Source organism: Candidatus Clostridium helianthi (genome assembly GCF_045310795.1).
Classification (GTDB): Bacteria; Bacillota; Clostridia; order Clostridiales; family Clostridiaceae; genus Clostridium; species Clostridium helianthi.
This window is the reverse complement of sequence record NZ_JBJIAB010000022.1, coordinates 1-16,462: the sequence shown is the minus strand read 5'-3', so window position 1 is coordinate 16,462 and position 16,462 is coordinate 1. Positions and strand designations below refer to the sequence as shown.

The following is a 16,462-nucleotide window of genomic DNA, read 5'->3' as shown; positions in this document are numbered from 1 at the left end:
CCACCTCTTTTTTAAACATATTCTTCAATATTAATATTCTCGCCTACTTGATCCTAAAGAAATAAATACTGCTCATATATAGCATATCATACTTTTTTTGAGAAATACAGAAACATGTCGAAGTAGAGGATTACATTTATAATTTAACCAATATTATAAAAAACAACCATTATCTAAAGTTAATAGTTGACATCACCATCACATACTTTCATCGATTACCACGTGCTCACAACATACTGGGCACACCGTAAAAATAAGAGCTTAAATTATATAAGCTCTTACCAATTAATTAATTATTTATTAAATTTCTTTTGACCTCTTCTTTATCTTTCTTTTTTTGCCTTAAGTATGTTGTAAATAACACCAAGAACTATAAACCATACAGGAGTTACAAATAAAGCAACACGAGTTTCATTGTTAAGTGCCAATACAACTAATATAAAAGCAAAAAATGCTAGAATTATATAGTTTATTATTGGATAAAGTGGCATTTTAAATTTGCTCTTTGCAGCAAGTTCAGGATTAGTTTTTCTATACCTCATGTGGCAGATAACTATGATTGCCCAAATATAGATAAAACAAAATGTCGATATACTTGTTATAAGTACGAATACCCCTTCTGGCATAACAAAATTTAAAATAACTGAAATCAAAATAACAATTGCTGAAAACATTGTAGCATTTGAAGGTACTTGACTAGATGTCAGCTTTTTCATTGATTCAGGTGCATTTTCCTCTTTAGCAAGTGAATAAACCATACGGCTTGTACTGAAGATCGCACTATTACAAGCAGATGCTGCTGATGTTAATACAACAAAATTTACAATACTTGCTGCTGCCACAATTCCTACGGCTGCAAACACCTGAACAAATGGACTTTTATCTGGATTAATTGAATTCCAAGGATATATGCTCATGATAACAATAAGAGCTCCTATGTAGAATATAATGATTCTAATTGGAATATTGTTAATAGCTTTTGGAATAACATGCTCTGGTCTTTCAGTTTCTCCAGCTGTAAGGCCAACTAATTCAATTCCAGCAAAAGCAAACACTACCATTTGGAATGAAAGAATAAAACCATTTATTCCATTTGGAAATAAACCGCCGTGGCTCCAAAGATTTGCAAAGCTTGATGTACCAGCATCTGTAGAAAATCCTCTAATAATCATAAATATACCAATTATAATTAGTGCTAAGATTGCAACAACTTTAATTAAAGCAAACCAAAATTCCATTTCACCAAATAGTTTTACTGCTGTAAGATTCATAATTAGTAAAATTACAAGAACAATAAGACTTGGAAGCCATTGAGGTATATTAGGAAGCCAGTATTGTATGTATAACCCTGCTGCAGTCAAGTCAGCCATACCAACTGAAATCCAGCAGAACCAATATGTCCATCCAGTAATAAATGCCGCTCCATTCCCTAAATAATCATATACAAAGTCTACAAATGAATGATAATTTAAATTAGATAATAATAATTCCCCAAGAGCACGCATAATAAAGAAGCATATTATTCCTGTTATTATGTAAGCAAATAAGATAGATGGACCAGCTAAGTGAATTGATCTTCCTGAACCAAGGAATAATCCTGTACCAATTGCACCTCCTATAGCAAGTAACTGAACATGCCGATTTTTTAGTCCTCTTGATAAATTTTGATTTTCTGATGTTGATTTATCCATTTTATTCCTCCATATTTATCAAAGCATATAGATAAATGCTTTTTTATTCTTTAGAAATTTATATTCCAATAAAATCTGTGGACGAGGTACTCCTTGAGGGTATAACTTAAAAAAGGTTGATTAATTAGTTCTTGTATCTATTATTTCCCCAATATATTCCTCTAAAAATTTAATTTTCACTGTTAAATACTAATACATTTTTGACAAAGTTGCAATGATTTCTTGCTTTTTATAGCAAATTTATATAAATATAAATATTATTTTGTCATAATATTTTCATTATAGACTTTATCACAGAAAAAAACATATATTTTCCACAAAATTAAATTTATCAAAATTCATCATAAAATATAAAATAATATATTTCAAATGGCTTTCTAAATTCCAGTCTTCATCTATTACTTAGTTCATTGAATTTTCAAATGTAAGTCTATTTTTTCGGAATCAAAATATTTATGATTTCGGTGAATTATCACATAAACTTAGTTTTGATTAGGATATCCATATATAGATACCACAATCATAAGCTATACTTAGAATATAAAATATCTTCCAAACAGAAATGAGTGATATACTTTTGTGGAATGTTTCATTGGTAATTTTGATGGATGTGATTCTTGGCTATAAGTTGTTCCAAATGTGCTAGTTCAAAGCTTGTTCTTTGAGGCTAGCACTTTGGATGCAACTTTATAACCTTAGAATCACCCATCATAATTACCTAGAGACTGGAACAAAAGTACATTATTCATTTCGGCGAGATATACGCATAAATATAGATTATAGCTGGTTTATCTATAAAGATATATATTTAAAGCTTTAGCTTATGTAAGCAATTAATTAGAAATCATATTATTTTTATCAAGCCCATTTTCTACAAGAATTGCATATAAAGTGCCATCTGCCTTCATCTCTTTTATTTTTTGATTAAATGCATCTAATAGCGTTTTATCATTTTTTCTAACTGTTATAGCTATATTTCCACTTAATTCCGGCGTATAATCTTTTAATATCCTTAAAGGTATATTTTTATTTTTTAGCAGAGAATATTTCACTATAACAGAGTCTACTATCCCTGCATCTATCTTTCTTTTATATATAGCATCCAATAATTCAGTTGAATTTTCAAAGATTGCTATATCCTTTATTATTTTATCATTTTTCCACCTTTCCCCCATGCTCTCATATACTGTACCCTTTTCTACTCCAACCACTGCATTTTTTAAATCGCTTTTAAAATTTATATTTGAAAATGTTGGAACAACAACAGCTTCTGTAGCCTTATATATTGGCTGAGTAAAAGCGACTATCTTTTCACGTTCTGGAGTTATAAATATTCCACCTGATGCAATGTCTATACTATCATCAGCATTTAATTTTTCCAATAAATTTACAAATGGTGAGTTCTTAGTTTCAATTTTATTGATTCCAAGCCTACTTGCAATTTCGGTTATTATGTCAGCCTCAGTACCCTCTATCTTTTTTGTATTTTGATCTATATAAAAATATGAAACATCGTTTTGCGGTGAAGCGACAGTTATCACGCCTTTTTCTTTTATCAATTGTAACCTATCCTTTTGTTCTGATACGTTGGTTACTATTGCTCTACTATCATATCTTCCTGCACTGCCTTCAAAAATCATTCCCAAAAAATTTATAATAGTAATTAAAATTAATACTTTTTTCGATAATTTCTTCATGTTGCCCTCCTTTAGATGTCATTTAAATTTATAAAATGCCATTGAGTCATATCCTGCAAGTTGTATCAAATAAAATGAAACCTCTATATTTAATGTACTATTACTATTTTGCTATAAAATAGTAAATTTTAAACATAGAATTCAGTTTTTAAACAAAAATAAGAGTTTACTTAACATAAACTCTTATCACCTATATTTCTCATTAAATAATTGAAACTTCTGCTTCATCCTTAAGGAATAACGGTATTATTTCTAATGGAGCGTTATAGTCTATTACTTGTCCGCCATTAAATATCTTCCCAGAATTTACATCTTTCCAATTTGCACCTTTTGGCAAATATACTTTTCTTGATCTATCTCCTTTATGGAGTACTGGTGCAACAAGAACATCTGGTCCAAACATATACTCATCTGTAACATCCCAGCAAAGCTCATCTTCTGAGAAATCATAAAATAGCGGTCTTATAACTGGAGTTCCTTTTTCATGTGCTTCCTTCATGATTTTAGTAATATAAGGTTTCATCTTTTCCCTGATAAACATATATTTCTTAAATATTTCATATGCTTCATCACCATAACTCCATACTTCATTAGCTGCACCGCTTGCACATAGTCCTCCACCGCTAGTTCCAAGTGGCTTTGAATGTGGTTCACGATCACCATGTAGCCTAAATACAGGGCAGAATGCTCCATATTCAAACCATCTGATTATACATTCTCTAAAGTCTGGATCATCTGGATTTCCACCATGGAATCCTCCTATATCAGTTGTCCACCATGGTATACCTGCAATTCCCATGTTAAGACCTGCTGCAAACTGATTTCTTAAAGATTCAAAGCTAGAATCAATGTCTCCAGACCATACAAGTGCTCCATAACGTTGACTTCCTGCCCATGCACATCTAAGAAGATTAATTATATTTCCCTGCCCTTCTTTCTTCATGCCATCAAAAAACGTTTTTGCATACATAGTCGGATAAATATTACCTATTTGTGCATTTGGACCTAAGTGATACCTATAATTCTCGAAGTCGTAAACCGAATATTCTGGTTCAGCTTCATCAAGCCAAAATATTTTTATGCCTTTATCATAGTAGTTTTTCTTAGCAATTTTCCATACAAAGTCACGAGCCTCTGGATTTGTTGGGTCATAGAAAACAGTATCTCCTAAAAAGTCCATAGTTGTTCTAATTCCCCTATCAACTCTTACTAAATAACCTTTTTTAAGCATCTTATCATAATTTTCGCTTGTCTTATCTACTGTTGGCCAAATAGAAACCATTAATTCAATGCCCATTTCTTTAAGCTCTTTAATCATAGCATCAGGATCAGGCCAATAATCTAAATCAAACTTCCATTCTCCTTGTTTTGGCCAGTGAAAAAAATCAACCACTATAACTGAAATTGGAAGGTTTCTTTTCTTATATTCACGAGCGATGTTTAATAACTCTTCTTGAGTTTGGTATCTCAATTTACATTGCCAAAAACCCATAGCATAATCCGGCATCATTGGCACTGTTCCAGTTGCTTTTGCATAAGCTTCTTCTATTTCTGCTGGCGTATCACCTGCTGTTATAAAATAATCTAATTGCTTAGTGGAATCCGCCATCCACTCTGTAATATTTTTTCCAAAAGTAACTTTTCCAATGGCTGGGTTATTCCAAAGCATTCCATATCCTAAACTTGATAATACAAATGGAACACTAGCTTGGGAGTTTCTATGTGCAAGTTCAAGTACGCAATTTTTCAGATCTAAATTTGGCTGTTGATATTGTCCCATGCCAAATAACTTTTCCTTTGGATTTGATTCAAATCTCATAGTTAAAGTATAATCCCCACCAAGAATAGGCTTAAATTCACGTGCTTCTATCTCTAACGCACTGCAAAATCTATTAACATTTTTCCTATTTCTTACATACTCCTCTAAAAGAACATCATTTTTATCATTATAAAATGTGATTTTTCCTTCCTTATCTATCCTTGCATGAATTTTTCCATTCTCTATATATGCTTCGTTATTTTCAATCTTAATTTCACAATTTTCTTGTGGCAATAAGGCCCAATCATTATTTATAAATTCTGCTTGCTTAGTGCTTCGTATGCGTAAACTATTTTTTCCCCAAGGCTCAATTTGTAATGTTTCACAGTCATATTTGCGAATTAATACATTTCCATAAGCTTTAAAAACACTATCATCTAAATTATATTCCATATATGAACTCTCCAATCTTTGAATAATTATATCTCTACTTAAAATTTGAATAATTAAATTCATCCTTAGAAACAGCACCTGCTAATTTATTATCTTTATATTAGTTTTAAGACTTTCCTATGTTTTCTTTAAAAGTATTTATCCCTAGCCTTTAACAGCACCATTAGTTAATCCTCCAATTATATATTTTTGAAGGAATATAAATATTAAAACAACAGGCAAAACCAAAAGTACTCCATAAGCCATTATTGAATTCCACTGTATTCCATACTTACCCATGAAATTATATATACTAGCTGTCATAGTTCTCCTTTCAGGGCTGGTTAAGAATGTTAGTGAATAAGCTAAATCTCCCCAAGCATATAAGAATGAAAAAGCTCCTGTCATTATAAGACCTGGATAAGATATTGGAAGCATTATTTTTGTAAATGCTGTAAATGTATTGCATCCATCAATCTTTGCTGAATCTTCAAGTTCTTTTGGTAAAGCAAGAAAATAAGTTCTAAGAATAAGAACCACAAAAGGAACAGATATTGTTGCATCTGATAGAATTGGAGCCCAGAGAGTGTCTAGTAGATGTAAATTTTTATAAACTAAAAACATTGGTGTAAGTAATAGTGCTACTGGAAGCATCTGAGTTACTAAGAAGATCAAGATAAATACCTTTTTCCCTCTCATACTAAATCTTGCCAAACCATATGCAGCTGGAATAGCTAATACACATGCTAAGATCATTGAAGCAAATGCAACCTTGCAGCTATTACCTAGTGTTACTATTATGCTGCTCTTTCCTGTAAATTGGTCTGTATAACTACTTAATGTAAAATCTTTAGGTATAAAAGTTGGAGGTGCTGCAAAGATTTCAGCATTGGTTTTAAATGAACTTACTATAATCCAATATATTGGGAAAAGCATAATACAAGCTATGCAAATTGATACACAGCATAATATTATATTTTTTTGTTTATCCTTAAGAATAACCTTCTTCATTATCCAATCACCTCATCTTCCTTTATCAATTTGAGGTATCCTAAACTTACGCAGAATAAAATAGCAAACAATACATTGGCAACAGTGGCACCTTTACTAAATGAAAATTGCGTAAATGAAAGTTTATATGCAAAAGTTGACATTAGTTCAGTACTATTAACTGGACCTCCATTTGTCATAACAAATACTAAATCAAAAACTTTAAATGTATAAATAAATCCAAGAACTAATACAGATAAAATCGCTGGTCTTAATGATGGCAGAGTTATTTTAAAGAATCTCTGAATCACATTAGCCCCATCAACTTTAGCTGCCTCATATAAATCATACGGAATATTACTTAACCCAGTTGTTAATAACAACATATTAAATGGAATTCCAACCCATGAGTTTGTTAATATAACTGAAAACATTGAGGTTTTACTGTCTATAATCCAGCCTATTGGCTGTGATATTAGATGAAATTTCATAAGTAATTCATTTATTATACCTCCGCTTGTACTATACATAAATTTGAACAATAATGCAGTTACTGTCATCGGTACAAGATAACTGACTACCATAAGTCCTCTAAGAGGTTCTGAAAGCTTAAATTTCAAATTGAAAAGCAAAGCTAGTCCGAGTCCTATAATAAATTGAATTGATATACTTCCAATAGTGAAAACTAAAGTATTCCAAATACTTATTGGCATTGCTGGATCTTTAAATACTTCAATATAGTTTTCAATACCAACAAATGGTTTCACAGGCTGACTAAATGTCGTTACATTTACATCACGAAGACTTAGAATAAAATTATATATAATCGGATATCCCACAAAAGCCAGCATAAATATTAGTGCTGGGAGCACAAATATGTACCCTTTTCTTTCTTCCTTAATAAATTCACTGCTATATTTATTTTTCAAAATTAATTTCACCTACCTTGCTTCAATTTAAAGGTCTCCTTCACTAAATTTTAGGCACCTTTAGATTTTTTATATAGTTATATAATTTAATAATTTTACAAAATTGATAACATTTTAAGTTCATATCCTAACTAGAAATCGTAAATATATTTGTGTAGAAAACATTTTAAAATGACCTGTTAAAGGTTCTTCAGCGATATTTCATAGCTTTTCGGAATCAAAATATTTTTGATTTCGTTAAGTTATCACATAAGTTTAGTTTTAAATTTGGATATCTATATAGGTAACACAATCATAAACTATACTTAGACTATGAAATATTTTCTAACCAGAAATGATTAATATACTTTTGTGGAATGTTTCATTGGTAATTTTGATGGATGTGATTCTTTGGCTATAAGTTGTTCCAAATGTGCTAGTTCAAAGCTTGTTCTTTGGGGCTAGCACTTTGGGTACAACTTTATAGCCTTAGAATCACCCATCAGAATTACCTAGAAACTGGAACAAAAGTATGTTATTCATTTCGGTGAGTTATATGCATAAGCTTAGGTTTTGTGTTGGATATCTATAAATTTATTTTAATACTGCATCAACCTTAACCTGTGCATCTTTTGCTGCTTGCTCTGGTGTCTTTGCATTTGTAAAACTTTCCTGCATTGCAGTAGACATTGCATCTGATATTTCAGGCCATTTTGGATGTGGTCCTCTTGGCATAGCGTATTGCAATTCATCTAGGAATACACTCATAACTTGGTCTTTAGTAATTTTATCATCACTTTCAGCAACATCTTTTCTAGATGGAATGTAACCAAAATCAGCACAATATTCAGTCATATTATCTTTTTGCTGAGTATATTTAATAAAATCCCAAGCTTCAGCTTCATGATGACCTTTAATGATGCCCCAGTTTTCTCCACCTAAATCCGATGCAAATACTTTATCTTTAGGAATTTTTACAACTCCCCAATTTAGGTTTGGTGCATCCTTCTTAACCGTATCTATAATCCATGGACCATCTGTAATCATGGCTGCCTTATTAGTTACAAATTGTTTTTCTAAATCATTTTGTGTCCAGTTTATAACTTCTTTACTCATTGATCCATTTTTTATAAGATCAGTGAGATATTGAAGCGAACTTATTCCCGCCTCACTTCCAATTTCATTAAATTTAGCTCCTGTTGAAATAAGCCATGGAAGATATTGAAATGTTCCTTCCTCATTCTTTGGTGCAGCTATAGCTAAACCATAAGTATCTCCTTTTGTCAATTTCTTAGCTGCAGTCTTTAATTCATCAAAAGTTGTAGGTGGCTCAACTCCTGCAGCACTTAGCATGTCCTTATTATAAAATAAAGCTAAATCATTACTTCCAAGTGGAATTCCATAATACTTTCCATCTAACTGACATGATGAAATCGGACCTGGGTAAAATTGATCTTTACCATCATAGGAATTCATTTTGTCTGTAATATCTGCAAATAATCCCATTGCCGAAAATGAAGCCATATCTGGATTATCAACTAAACCTATGTCAGGTAGCTTGTCAGCAACAAGACCTATTGTAAACTGCTTAGTAAGTTCAGCTCTTGGTACAAATTCCACTTGAACTTCTACCTTATCTTGAGATTTATTATATTTATCAGCAAGATTTTGCATTGCATTTTGTTGTTGCTGCCCATCAAAATAGTGCCATACTGTAATCGTTGTCTTTCCTGCCGGATCAGCTTTAGTTTGAGTTGTGCCCCCACCACTGCTTCCACATCCAATAAATATAGTCGCCGACATTGCAATAGCTGTCAAACAAGCCAGTAACTTTTTAGTTTTTTTCATATTATTTACCTCCTAAATTCTTATAAATAATAACGTTTTCTATAACTTAATATTACATCTTCTAAATTACTTCTAATATTCTATTATCATGAAAAAAGTGTAAAATCATGATATTAATTTTACACTTTGCATTTAAGCTTATTAAATAAAATAGCAAGCATACTGACTTATTCTTTCTTTATCATCTCTTAATAAAATTTCATATATTCTTTTGGAGACATACCTGTTGATTCTTTAAAAACTTTGCAAAAGTATTTAGAATCACTATAGCCTACCTTCTCCGCAATTTCATAAATTTTTAGTTTATTACTTCCTAATAATTCCTTTGCTTTATGAATTCTAAACTCTTTTAAATAATCTGAAAAACTTTTTCCAAGTTCCTTTGTAAATAACCTACTTAAATATTCTGGAGTTATATTCATCCCACTTGCTATTTCTTCAAGAGAAATTTTATCGCTATAATACTCTTTTATATAATTTATAGCTTTTCTTACAATCAATGAATTTACTTTAGTTCCCTCATCATTTCTTTCACACATCTTACTAATTACATAATTTAGCCGTTCTTTTAACTCATCAAATGTAAAACTATTTTTAATTGAATCTAAAACACCTTCATTATTAAACTCAGTATAAAGATTGCTATTATAGCTTTTAGCCACAGTTAAAATTGAAAAAATATACTTGCTGCTTACATCGATTATCTCGCATGGGTCGTAGATGTTTTCTTTCAAATATGATACAAATCTTTTATTAATATCAACCAACTTTTTCTGATCATTGTTTTTTATGCCTTTTAGCACTTCCTTTTCAAGATCTCTTGGATAATTACAATGATTTATTTTTAATTTAGATATTAGTTCTTCATAGATCACTTCATTATTTCCAAATGAAATAGGCCATCGAGACAATCTTTGTAGCTTTTTAAATGAACTTTTAATTTCAGATAGTTCATTTAGATTAATAATACTAATAGTAGTATTTAAGAATCCATTCTGCCTAAGTGAAAATAATATCTTATGCTTTAGCATTTTTATAAATTCTAAGTAAGGTGTTTTAGTAATTACCAAAATAGGCAAGTAATTGTACTCTTTTAATATAGAGTAATAGAAATTTACAATATTATAATTCTTCATAGCTTCATAAAGCTCTTTTATTATAAGTTCAATCTTATCTTCGTATTTATCTCTAAGATGCAAATTAACAACATATATATTTTCATTTTGATTTACTTTACTTTCAATTATTTTGTAAAAATGCTCTAAATTTTGTCCTTTATTTAGTAGTACTTGTCCTAATATTTCTTCCTTAAGTATACCTTCTTCTAAAAGTGCATCTTTTTCCTTACTTAAATTAAGCTTTTTTTCAATATCCTCCATGGTATTTTTTAAAGCAGTATAAGTTATAGGTTTCAATAAATATTCATTCACTCCAAGTTTTATACCTTTTTGTGCATACTTAAAATCTGAATATCCACTAAGTATAATAATAATATATGGATCTTGACCACAATCTTTAATTTTTTGGAGCATATCTAATCCATTTATTTTCGGCATTTCAATATCAGTAAAGATAAGATCAGGCTTATGCTCTTTAGCTAAAAGGAACCCTTGCTCTCCATCAGAAGCTTTTCCGCAAACAATGTAATTTTCATTAATCTTTCCTAATAAGTTACCCAATCCTTCTCTTGCATTAATTTCATCTTCTACAATTAAAATTTTCATAAATATCCCCCTTAAAATATCAATGAAATAATCAAAGTTATTGTAGTTCCTTGTCCTTTTGCACTTTCAATACTAAACTTAGCATCTTCACCATAATAAATCTTTATCCTGTCATATACATTTTTTATACCTATATTTTCATCTTCATCTTTCCCTGATTTTATATTAATAATTATGTCTTTGAGCTTTCTATCTTCTATACCTAATCCATTATCTTTTACTACGATTTTTACATACTTATTTTTAAATCTATTTATGCTAACTTTTAATATTCTTTCACTATCATATCCTTTAAATCCATGAATAATTGAATTTTCAATTAAGGGCTGTAATATTAACTTATGAATTCTAGCCCCTAATATATTTTCATCTACATCTAAATCCAATACAAAGCTATTATTAAATCTAAGTTGCTGCAAATATACATATTTCTTCAACCATTCAACTTCATCATAAATAGTCACTTCCTTATTAATATCACCTATGCTATATCTTAGTATTTGCGCAAAGCTTCCAATAGTATCACTAACTTCATAATTCTCATTTTTAATTGCCATCCAGTTTATACAATCCAAAGTATTATACAAAAAGTGAGGATTAATTTGAGCAACAATTGCCTTTATCTCAGCTTCTCGTCTTTTATTTGATAATTCAACAATAAAATTACTTTGATCTTTTATATCTCTTATCAAGATATTTATTGTAGACAACATTTCATTAAATTCGTCTCCTATAAATGACATTTCATCTTCTGTGCTTAGCTTTATTTTTACATTGAAATTTCCTTTTTTAGCTTCCTTCATTCCACTGACAATAATTTTAACTGACTCGTACAATTTATTTGAAAATATTATAATAACTATTGTTAAGATTATAAGTATCAATCCTAGAAATACAAAAGTTAAATTTCTTAATAACTTAACTTCATAAAATAAATTATCTTTATCAACAACATTAATTACTTTCCAGCCAACACTATCTATAGGAATACTGCTAACAGATATATTTCTATTCTTAAAACTCGGTATTGAATATATTAATTGATTTAGTGTTTCCATATTATCAGTATCATTAATCTCACTGCTAGAATAATCTTTTACATATGTCCCAATGTACTTCTTATCTTGAAATGATATAACTCTCCCATCATTATCAACTATTACAGAGCACATATTAAGCTTATCTTCCTCAAAATCTTCCTTATCCATCTGAACATTACAAACATCAAATAGAATTTGTTCATCAAAACTCATAATAATTATCCCAATTTCATCTTTAGTTCTGATATCTCTAACTTTTAGTCCTATGTGAAACATATACTCAGATTTTCCATGAATAAAGCTATTACAAGTTGTAGGTAATATTACGGGAATATTACTATTTAAGATTTCAGAATAAATTTTGCTTTTTTCAGAATTACTATATTCTTCCCATATTCTATTATTGATTCCTTGATTACCTTTATCATAATATACATTTCTTCCATTGTTCCCAACAAAGGTTATAGCTCTAATTTGATTTCTTGAATAAGAATAAGATCCAAAGGCATCTCTAATCTTATTAATAGACGCTGCTTTTTCAAACTCATTTCCGTCGTTAAACATTTTCTCTAATTCTAAACAATCATTATCTGCTGCAATCCTATATAAAATATCCTTATAATAATTCATATCAGTTTCTATGTTAGTTTTTATGTAAAATAAATTTCTATCCGTAAGATTTGTAATCTTCTTTTCGAGATAATGTTGTGACAGCTTATATAAAAACACTTGACTAAGAACCATTGGTATAATTGAAATAATTATAAATATGCTTAACAATTTTGCTTTTATACTATAACGTTTCCAATTCAAAAAATATCTAATTGTATTCGTAGCATTGTTAAAAAGTTTCATTATTTATAATTTCACCACTCTTCAGACAAATGAAAATAAATAGCAAGTCCAAAGTTTCTTTGAATGCTTTTCCTTAGACAAGGCGAGGTGATATATTACCCTCATGGTGCCCCTCATTAGGTGAATTTGTCAATAGCATGATGGATGGAATAATTGAACATAGGCTCACAAATGGACTTTTATTCATTTAATTGTGTCTCATTATTTTAACTTAATACATACATTATATTCCATTATTTTACTGTCAATCAACCGTACAACTTAAAATTATTTTCAAAAAAGTTACGAATATAAAAAGGTAACAATGTAACTTTTTATATTCGTAACTTTTTTCATTTCTTACTTTTTTTCTTTTTTAATTGTAAAAAAGGTTTATTGGAAACTATTTAACTTTTTTACTTCTTTCAAATTTATATTTTGGGGTTATATATAAGTTATAGAAAGCTTAATTCATCACGGTTTATCATAATCTATCAGATACCAATACTACTGTAGAAAAGGTGATATTAAAAGAGGAACAAAAGCAAAAATGCTAGTTACTTAACAAAAATTTCGTAACTAGCATTCTTATTTAGCTTATTAAAGATACTCATTTATCTCTTGCTGGGTTTACATCATCAAAACTTCCAATAACAAAATACGAAGCCTGAGCTTGCACAAGGAGCTTCTCATGCTCATCAAATATTTTGCATGCACACCTCATTATGTTTTCACCATTACTAACAACCTCACCTACTGCTGTAATTGTGCTTCCTGCATTTACATTTTTTATATAGCTAATACTTAAATCTGTAGTTACTATACGCTTTCCTAAAGTTGTACAAGAAACTCCCATTACAACATCTGCAATTGACGCCAAAGTTCCCCCGTGTATATATCCATATATATTACAATGCCTATCAATAATTTTCATTTCGTATATAACTTTCCCATCTGTAACTTCAACAATTTGAGGATCAAGAAAATTTTCTAGTATAGATTTATTATAGTTTTCCTCTAAATAACTTTTTAACCAAACAAGATGTTCTTTTGACATAATAACTCCTCCTTCACTTCCACGCATTGCCCAAGATATCTTTTTAATAACCTTTAAAGCAATTACTAGTTTTACCTTTGTTTTACGCAAATATATATTATTTTAACTCAATCTTGTATTACGTATAAGATTATAGATATCCCACTAAGACCTTGATTTATACATATAGCTAGCCAAAATGAATAACATACTTTTGTTCCAAAAATTTATGAAAATATATTTATGATTTCTAGTGAAAGTACTAACTTAAATTCTTAGCAACTTTGTAAATATGTTCATCTAATAAATCTAATTTTTAATTTATACTTTGCAATAAATACTATGCTAGAAAGCAGAAACATTTTTATGCAGCAGGCATTGAAAATGACCTGTTAAAAGCTCTTAATTGTAGGTTGTTACATTAATGCTTGCTCCCAATTTCATTGTGACAAGCATTAATGGTGCAACCTGCAATTTAGCACTTTCATCGAAATTTTCATAGTCCTGTGAAATAACAATGTTTCTCCTTTCGGTGAATTATTGCATAAGTCTACGTCATATATTATTTATCTATATTATAGCAAACAAATTAAATATATCCTAACTTACAACTAATTCTTAGAATTGAAATATAATCTACTTCATATTAATTGTGAAACAAAATATATACATATTTTTATATACCGTCTAAACAATCTTAATTTATAAAGTTTTACCTTAAACTATCATTTGATAAAACCAAATAATTTGATAAAGAATACCTTGTATTATTTAGCTTACACAAAAATCCAAGTTGAATATAATTTGGATTCTTATTGATTTTTATAGAAATATTATATAAAATGAATTAGTAGACTAATTGATAACAATATTCAATTAAGAATCAAGAGGTGAATGATTTGAATATAGGAAAAAACAAACTACTTTTTATATATAGTTTAATATCATTAATTAATTTTACTTTAAATGCTAAAGCTTTTGCTTCAGTAAAAAACAGTATAAGCGAAGACGCTCCTTTATACACTATCATAAATTTTGCTAGCTATATTTATAATAATTACAAAACTTTTATATTCATTATTTTAGGTATTATTTGTATATCATTATTAGATGCTTTTTACTGCCTTGTCGTAAAAGCAAGAGAACAGTCAAAATATCTTAAAGACTTAGATTTAGAACGCGAAAAATATTTTATAGTTGTTGAACAATTAAATGATATTATCTTTGATTTTGACATAACTGAGAAAAAAATCTTAAGTTCCTCTAAGTTTGAAGAAACCTTTGGATGGACATTAAATATTCAAGATTATAATAAAAGTTTTTTAAATGAATTGAAAATACATCCTGATGATAAGATATTAATTAATAAAATCACCGATGACATGAAAGCTTTAAACAAACAGTCCATTATAAAACAAATCCGACTAATGAAGAGCAATGGTGACTATCTTTGGTGTGAGTTAAAACTAAACTATATACAAAGAGATAGTAAGATTGTCAGAGTAATAGGTAAAATTACTGATATTGACCATATTGTAAAAGAACATTCTATGCTAAAGCTAAGATCTGAATATGATCAGCTCACACAAATATATAATAAATCTACATTCTATGAAAAAGTTAAAAATTATATCATAGATAACAAAAATGATAACTGCATGCTGATTTTTATAGATTTAGATAATTTTAAAGCTATAAATGATAATTTAGGACATATGGTTGGTGATGAAGTTCTAAAGGATACTGCAAATAAAATTTGTGACGTCTTTAACGGTACAGATGTTATTATTTCACGATTTGGTGGAGATGAATTTTGTGTATTTAAACCAAGTCATTCTATTTCATTTATAAAAGATAAAATTAGTATTTTATGCAATAACCTTAATGCTACATATATTGGCAATAATACTGAGATAACTGTATCTGCAAGCATCGGTGTTGCCTTTTACCCTAAACATGGAGATACTTTAGAATCTTTAATTCATAAATCAGATATAGCATTATACAGTTCTAAAGAAAATGGAAAAAATCAATTTACCATATACAGCAAAAGGCTTGAAATTGAATGTTGAATTAAATTACCATATACAACAATAAGCTTGAAATTGAATGTTGAGTTAAACCAAAAATTAAGAAATCCTCAAAATTACTATCGAGGATTTCTTAATTTTTAGGTTGAAATAGCAAATATTTCAATTCAGCATTCCATTGGTAAAGTTCTAGATTTTCTTTTTCCGATATGCATCCTTGTATCTATCTCTTCATGTCGTATAAACATGATTAATTATAATCTAAAAAAATAAGTCCTAGATAAACTAGAACTTACTTTTCAACTTGGTGACTCCTAGGGGAATCGAACCCCTGTTACCACCGTGAAAGGGTGGTGTCTTAACCGCTTGACCAAGGAGCCATATTAAGTTTCATTTAAATGGAGCTGGCAATAGGAATCGAACCTACAACCTGCTGATTACAAGTCAGCTGCTCTACCGTTGAGCCATGCCAG

10 protein-coding genes and 1 tRNA gene are annotated in these 16,462 nt (G+C 29.4%); 1 reads left to right on the top strand and 10 read right to left on the bottom strand.

The window, feature by feature from the left end; translation table 11 throughout:
- Nucleotides 1–323: 323 nt before the first annotated feature.
- The 9 genes from ACJDTP_RS16375 to ACJDTP_RS16335 form a co-directional block, all read right to left on the bottom strand.
- Nucleotides 324–1,691 carry an amino acid permease gene (locus ACJDTP_RS16375; RefSeq protein ID WP_406761839.1) on the bottom strand — a complete coding sequence of 456 codons (1,368 nt, stop codon included), beginning with the start codon at nt 1,689–1,691 and terminating at the stop codon, nt 324–326.
- Nucleotides 1,692–2,524: 833 nt separating this feature from the next.
- Nucleotides 2,525–3,388 (bottom strand): ABC transporter substrate-binding protein, encoded by an 864-nt coding sequence (locus ACJDTP_RS16370; RefSeq protein ID WP_406761838.1) that lies wholly within the window; start codon nt 3,386–3,388, stop codon nt 2,525–2,527.
- A gap of 202 nt (nt 3,389–3,590) precedes the next feature.
- Nucleotides 3,591–5,600, bottom strand: coding sequence for a glycoside hydrolase family 31 protein (locus ACJDTP_RS16365; protein ID WP_406761837.1), 2,010 nt, complete (start codon nt 5,598–5,600; stop codon nt 3,591–3,593).
- 144 nt (nt 5,601–5,744) lie between these two features.
- Nucleotides 5,745–6,590 carry a carbohydrate ABC transporter permease gene (locus ACJDTP_RS16360; protein ID WP_406761836.1) on the bottom strand — a complete coding sequence of 282 codons (846 nt, stop codon included), beginning with the start codon at nt 6,588–6,590 and terminating at the stop codon, nt 5,745–5,747.
- Nucleotides 6,590–7,498: a carbohydrate ABC transporter permease gene (locus ACJDTP_RS16355; protein ID WP_023975408.1), complete on the bottom strand. Its 909-nt coding sequence runs from the start codon at nt 7,496–7,498 to the stop codon at nt 6,590–6,592. The genes ACJDTP_RS16360 and ACJDTP_RS16355 overlap by 1 nt, the downstream gene beginning before the upstream one ends.
- A 573-nt stretch (nt 7,499–8,071) precedes the next feature.
- Nucleotides 8,072–9,325 (bottom strand): sugar ABC transporter substrate-binding protein, encoded by a 1,254-nt coding sequence (locus ACJDTP_RS16350; protein ID WP_173708049.1) that lies wholly within the window; start codon nt 9,323–9,325, stop codon nt 8,072–8,074.
- Nucleotides 9,326–9,513: 188 nt separating this feature from the next.
- Nucleotides 9,514–11,049 carry a response regulator transcription factor gene (locus ACJDTP_RS16345; protein ID WP_406761835.1) on the bottom strand — a complete coding sequence of 512 codons (1,536 nt, stop codon included), beginning with the start codon at nt 11,047–11,049 and terminating at the stop codon, nt 9,514–9,516.
- A gap of 11 nt (nt 11,050–11,060) precedes the next feature.
- On the bottom strand, nt 11,061–12,944 hold the full coding sequence (locus tag ACJDTP_RS16340) for a cache domain-containing sensor histidine kinase (protein ID WP_406761834.1): 1,884 nt from the start codon (nt 12,942–12,944) through the stop codon (nt 11,061–11,063).
- 589 nt (nt 12,945–13,533) lie between these two features.
- Nucleotides 13,534–13,980, bottom strand: a complete 447-nt coding sequence (locus ACJDTP_RS16335; RefSeq protein WP_271813578.1) for a PaaI family thioesterase — start codon at nt 13,978–13,980, stop codon at nt 13,534–13,536.
- An 878-nt stretch (nt 13,981–14,858) separates the two neighbouring features.
- Between ACJDTP_RS16335 and ACJDTP_RS16330 the strand changes: the two genes are divergently transcribed.
- Nucleotides 14,859–16,031 carry a sensor domain-containing diguanylate cyclase gene (locus ACJDTP_RS16330; protein ID WP_406761833.1) on the top strand — a complete coding sequence of 391 codons (1,173 nt, stop codon included), beginning with the start codon at nt 14,859–14,861 and terminating at the stop codon, nt 16,029–16,031.
- Nucleotides 16,032–16,294: 263 nt separating this feature from the next.
- Here ACJDTP_RS16330 and ACJDTP_RS16325 read toward each other — a convergent pair.
- Nucleotides 16,295–16,369, bottom strand: a tRNA-Glu gene (locus tag ACJDTP_RS16325).
- Nucleotides 16,370–16,462 lie beyond the last annotated feature (93 nt).

What these genes read in the sequence shown, in the direction of transcription:
- ACJDTP_RS16350 (WP_173708049.1), bottom strand. Translation starts at nt 9,325, where the DNA reads ATGAAAAAAACTAAAAAGTTACTGGCTTGTTTGACAGCTATTGCAATG.
- ACJDTP_RS16370 (WP_406761838.1), bottom strand. Translation starts at nt 3,388, where the DNA reads ATGAAGAAATTATCGAAAAAAGTATTAATTTTAATTACTATTATAAAT.
- ACJDTP_RS16375 (WP_406761839.1), bottom strand. Translation starts at nt 1,691, where the DNA reads ATGGATAAATCAACATCAGAAAATCAAAATTTATCAAGAGGACTAAAA.
- ACJDTP_RS16345 (WP_406761835.1), bottom strand. Translation starts at nt 11,049, where the DNA reads ATGAAAATTTTAATTGTAGAAGATGAAATTAATGCAAGAGAAGGATTG.
- ACJDTP_RS16340 (WP_406761834.1), bottom strand. Translation starts at nt 12,944, where the DNA reads ATGAAACTTTTTAACAATGCTACGAATACAATTAGATATTTTTTGAAT.
- ACJDTP_RS16335 (WP_271813578.1), bottom strand. Translation starts at nt 13,980, where the DNA reads ATGTCAAAAGAACATCTTGTTTGGTTAAAAAGTTATTTAGAGGAAAAC.
- ACJDTP_RS16360 (WP_406761836.1), bottom strand. Translation starts at nt 6,590, where the DNA reads ATGAAGAAGGTTATTCTTAAGGATAAACAAAAAAATATAATATTATGC.
- ACJDTP_RS16365 (WP_406761837.1), bottom strand. Translation starts at nt 5,600, where the DNA reads ATGGAATATAATTTAGATGATAGTGTTTTTAAAGCTTATGGAAATGTA.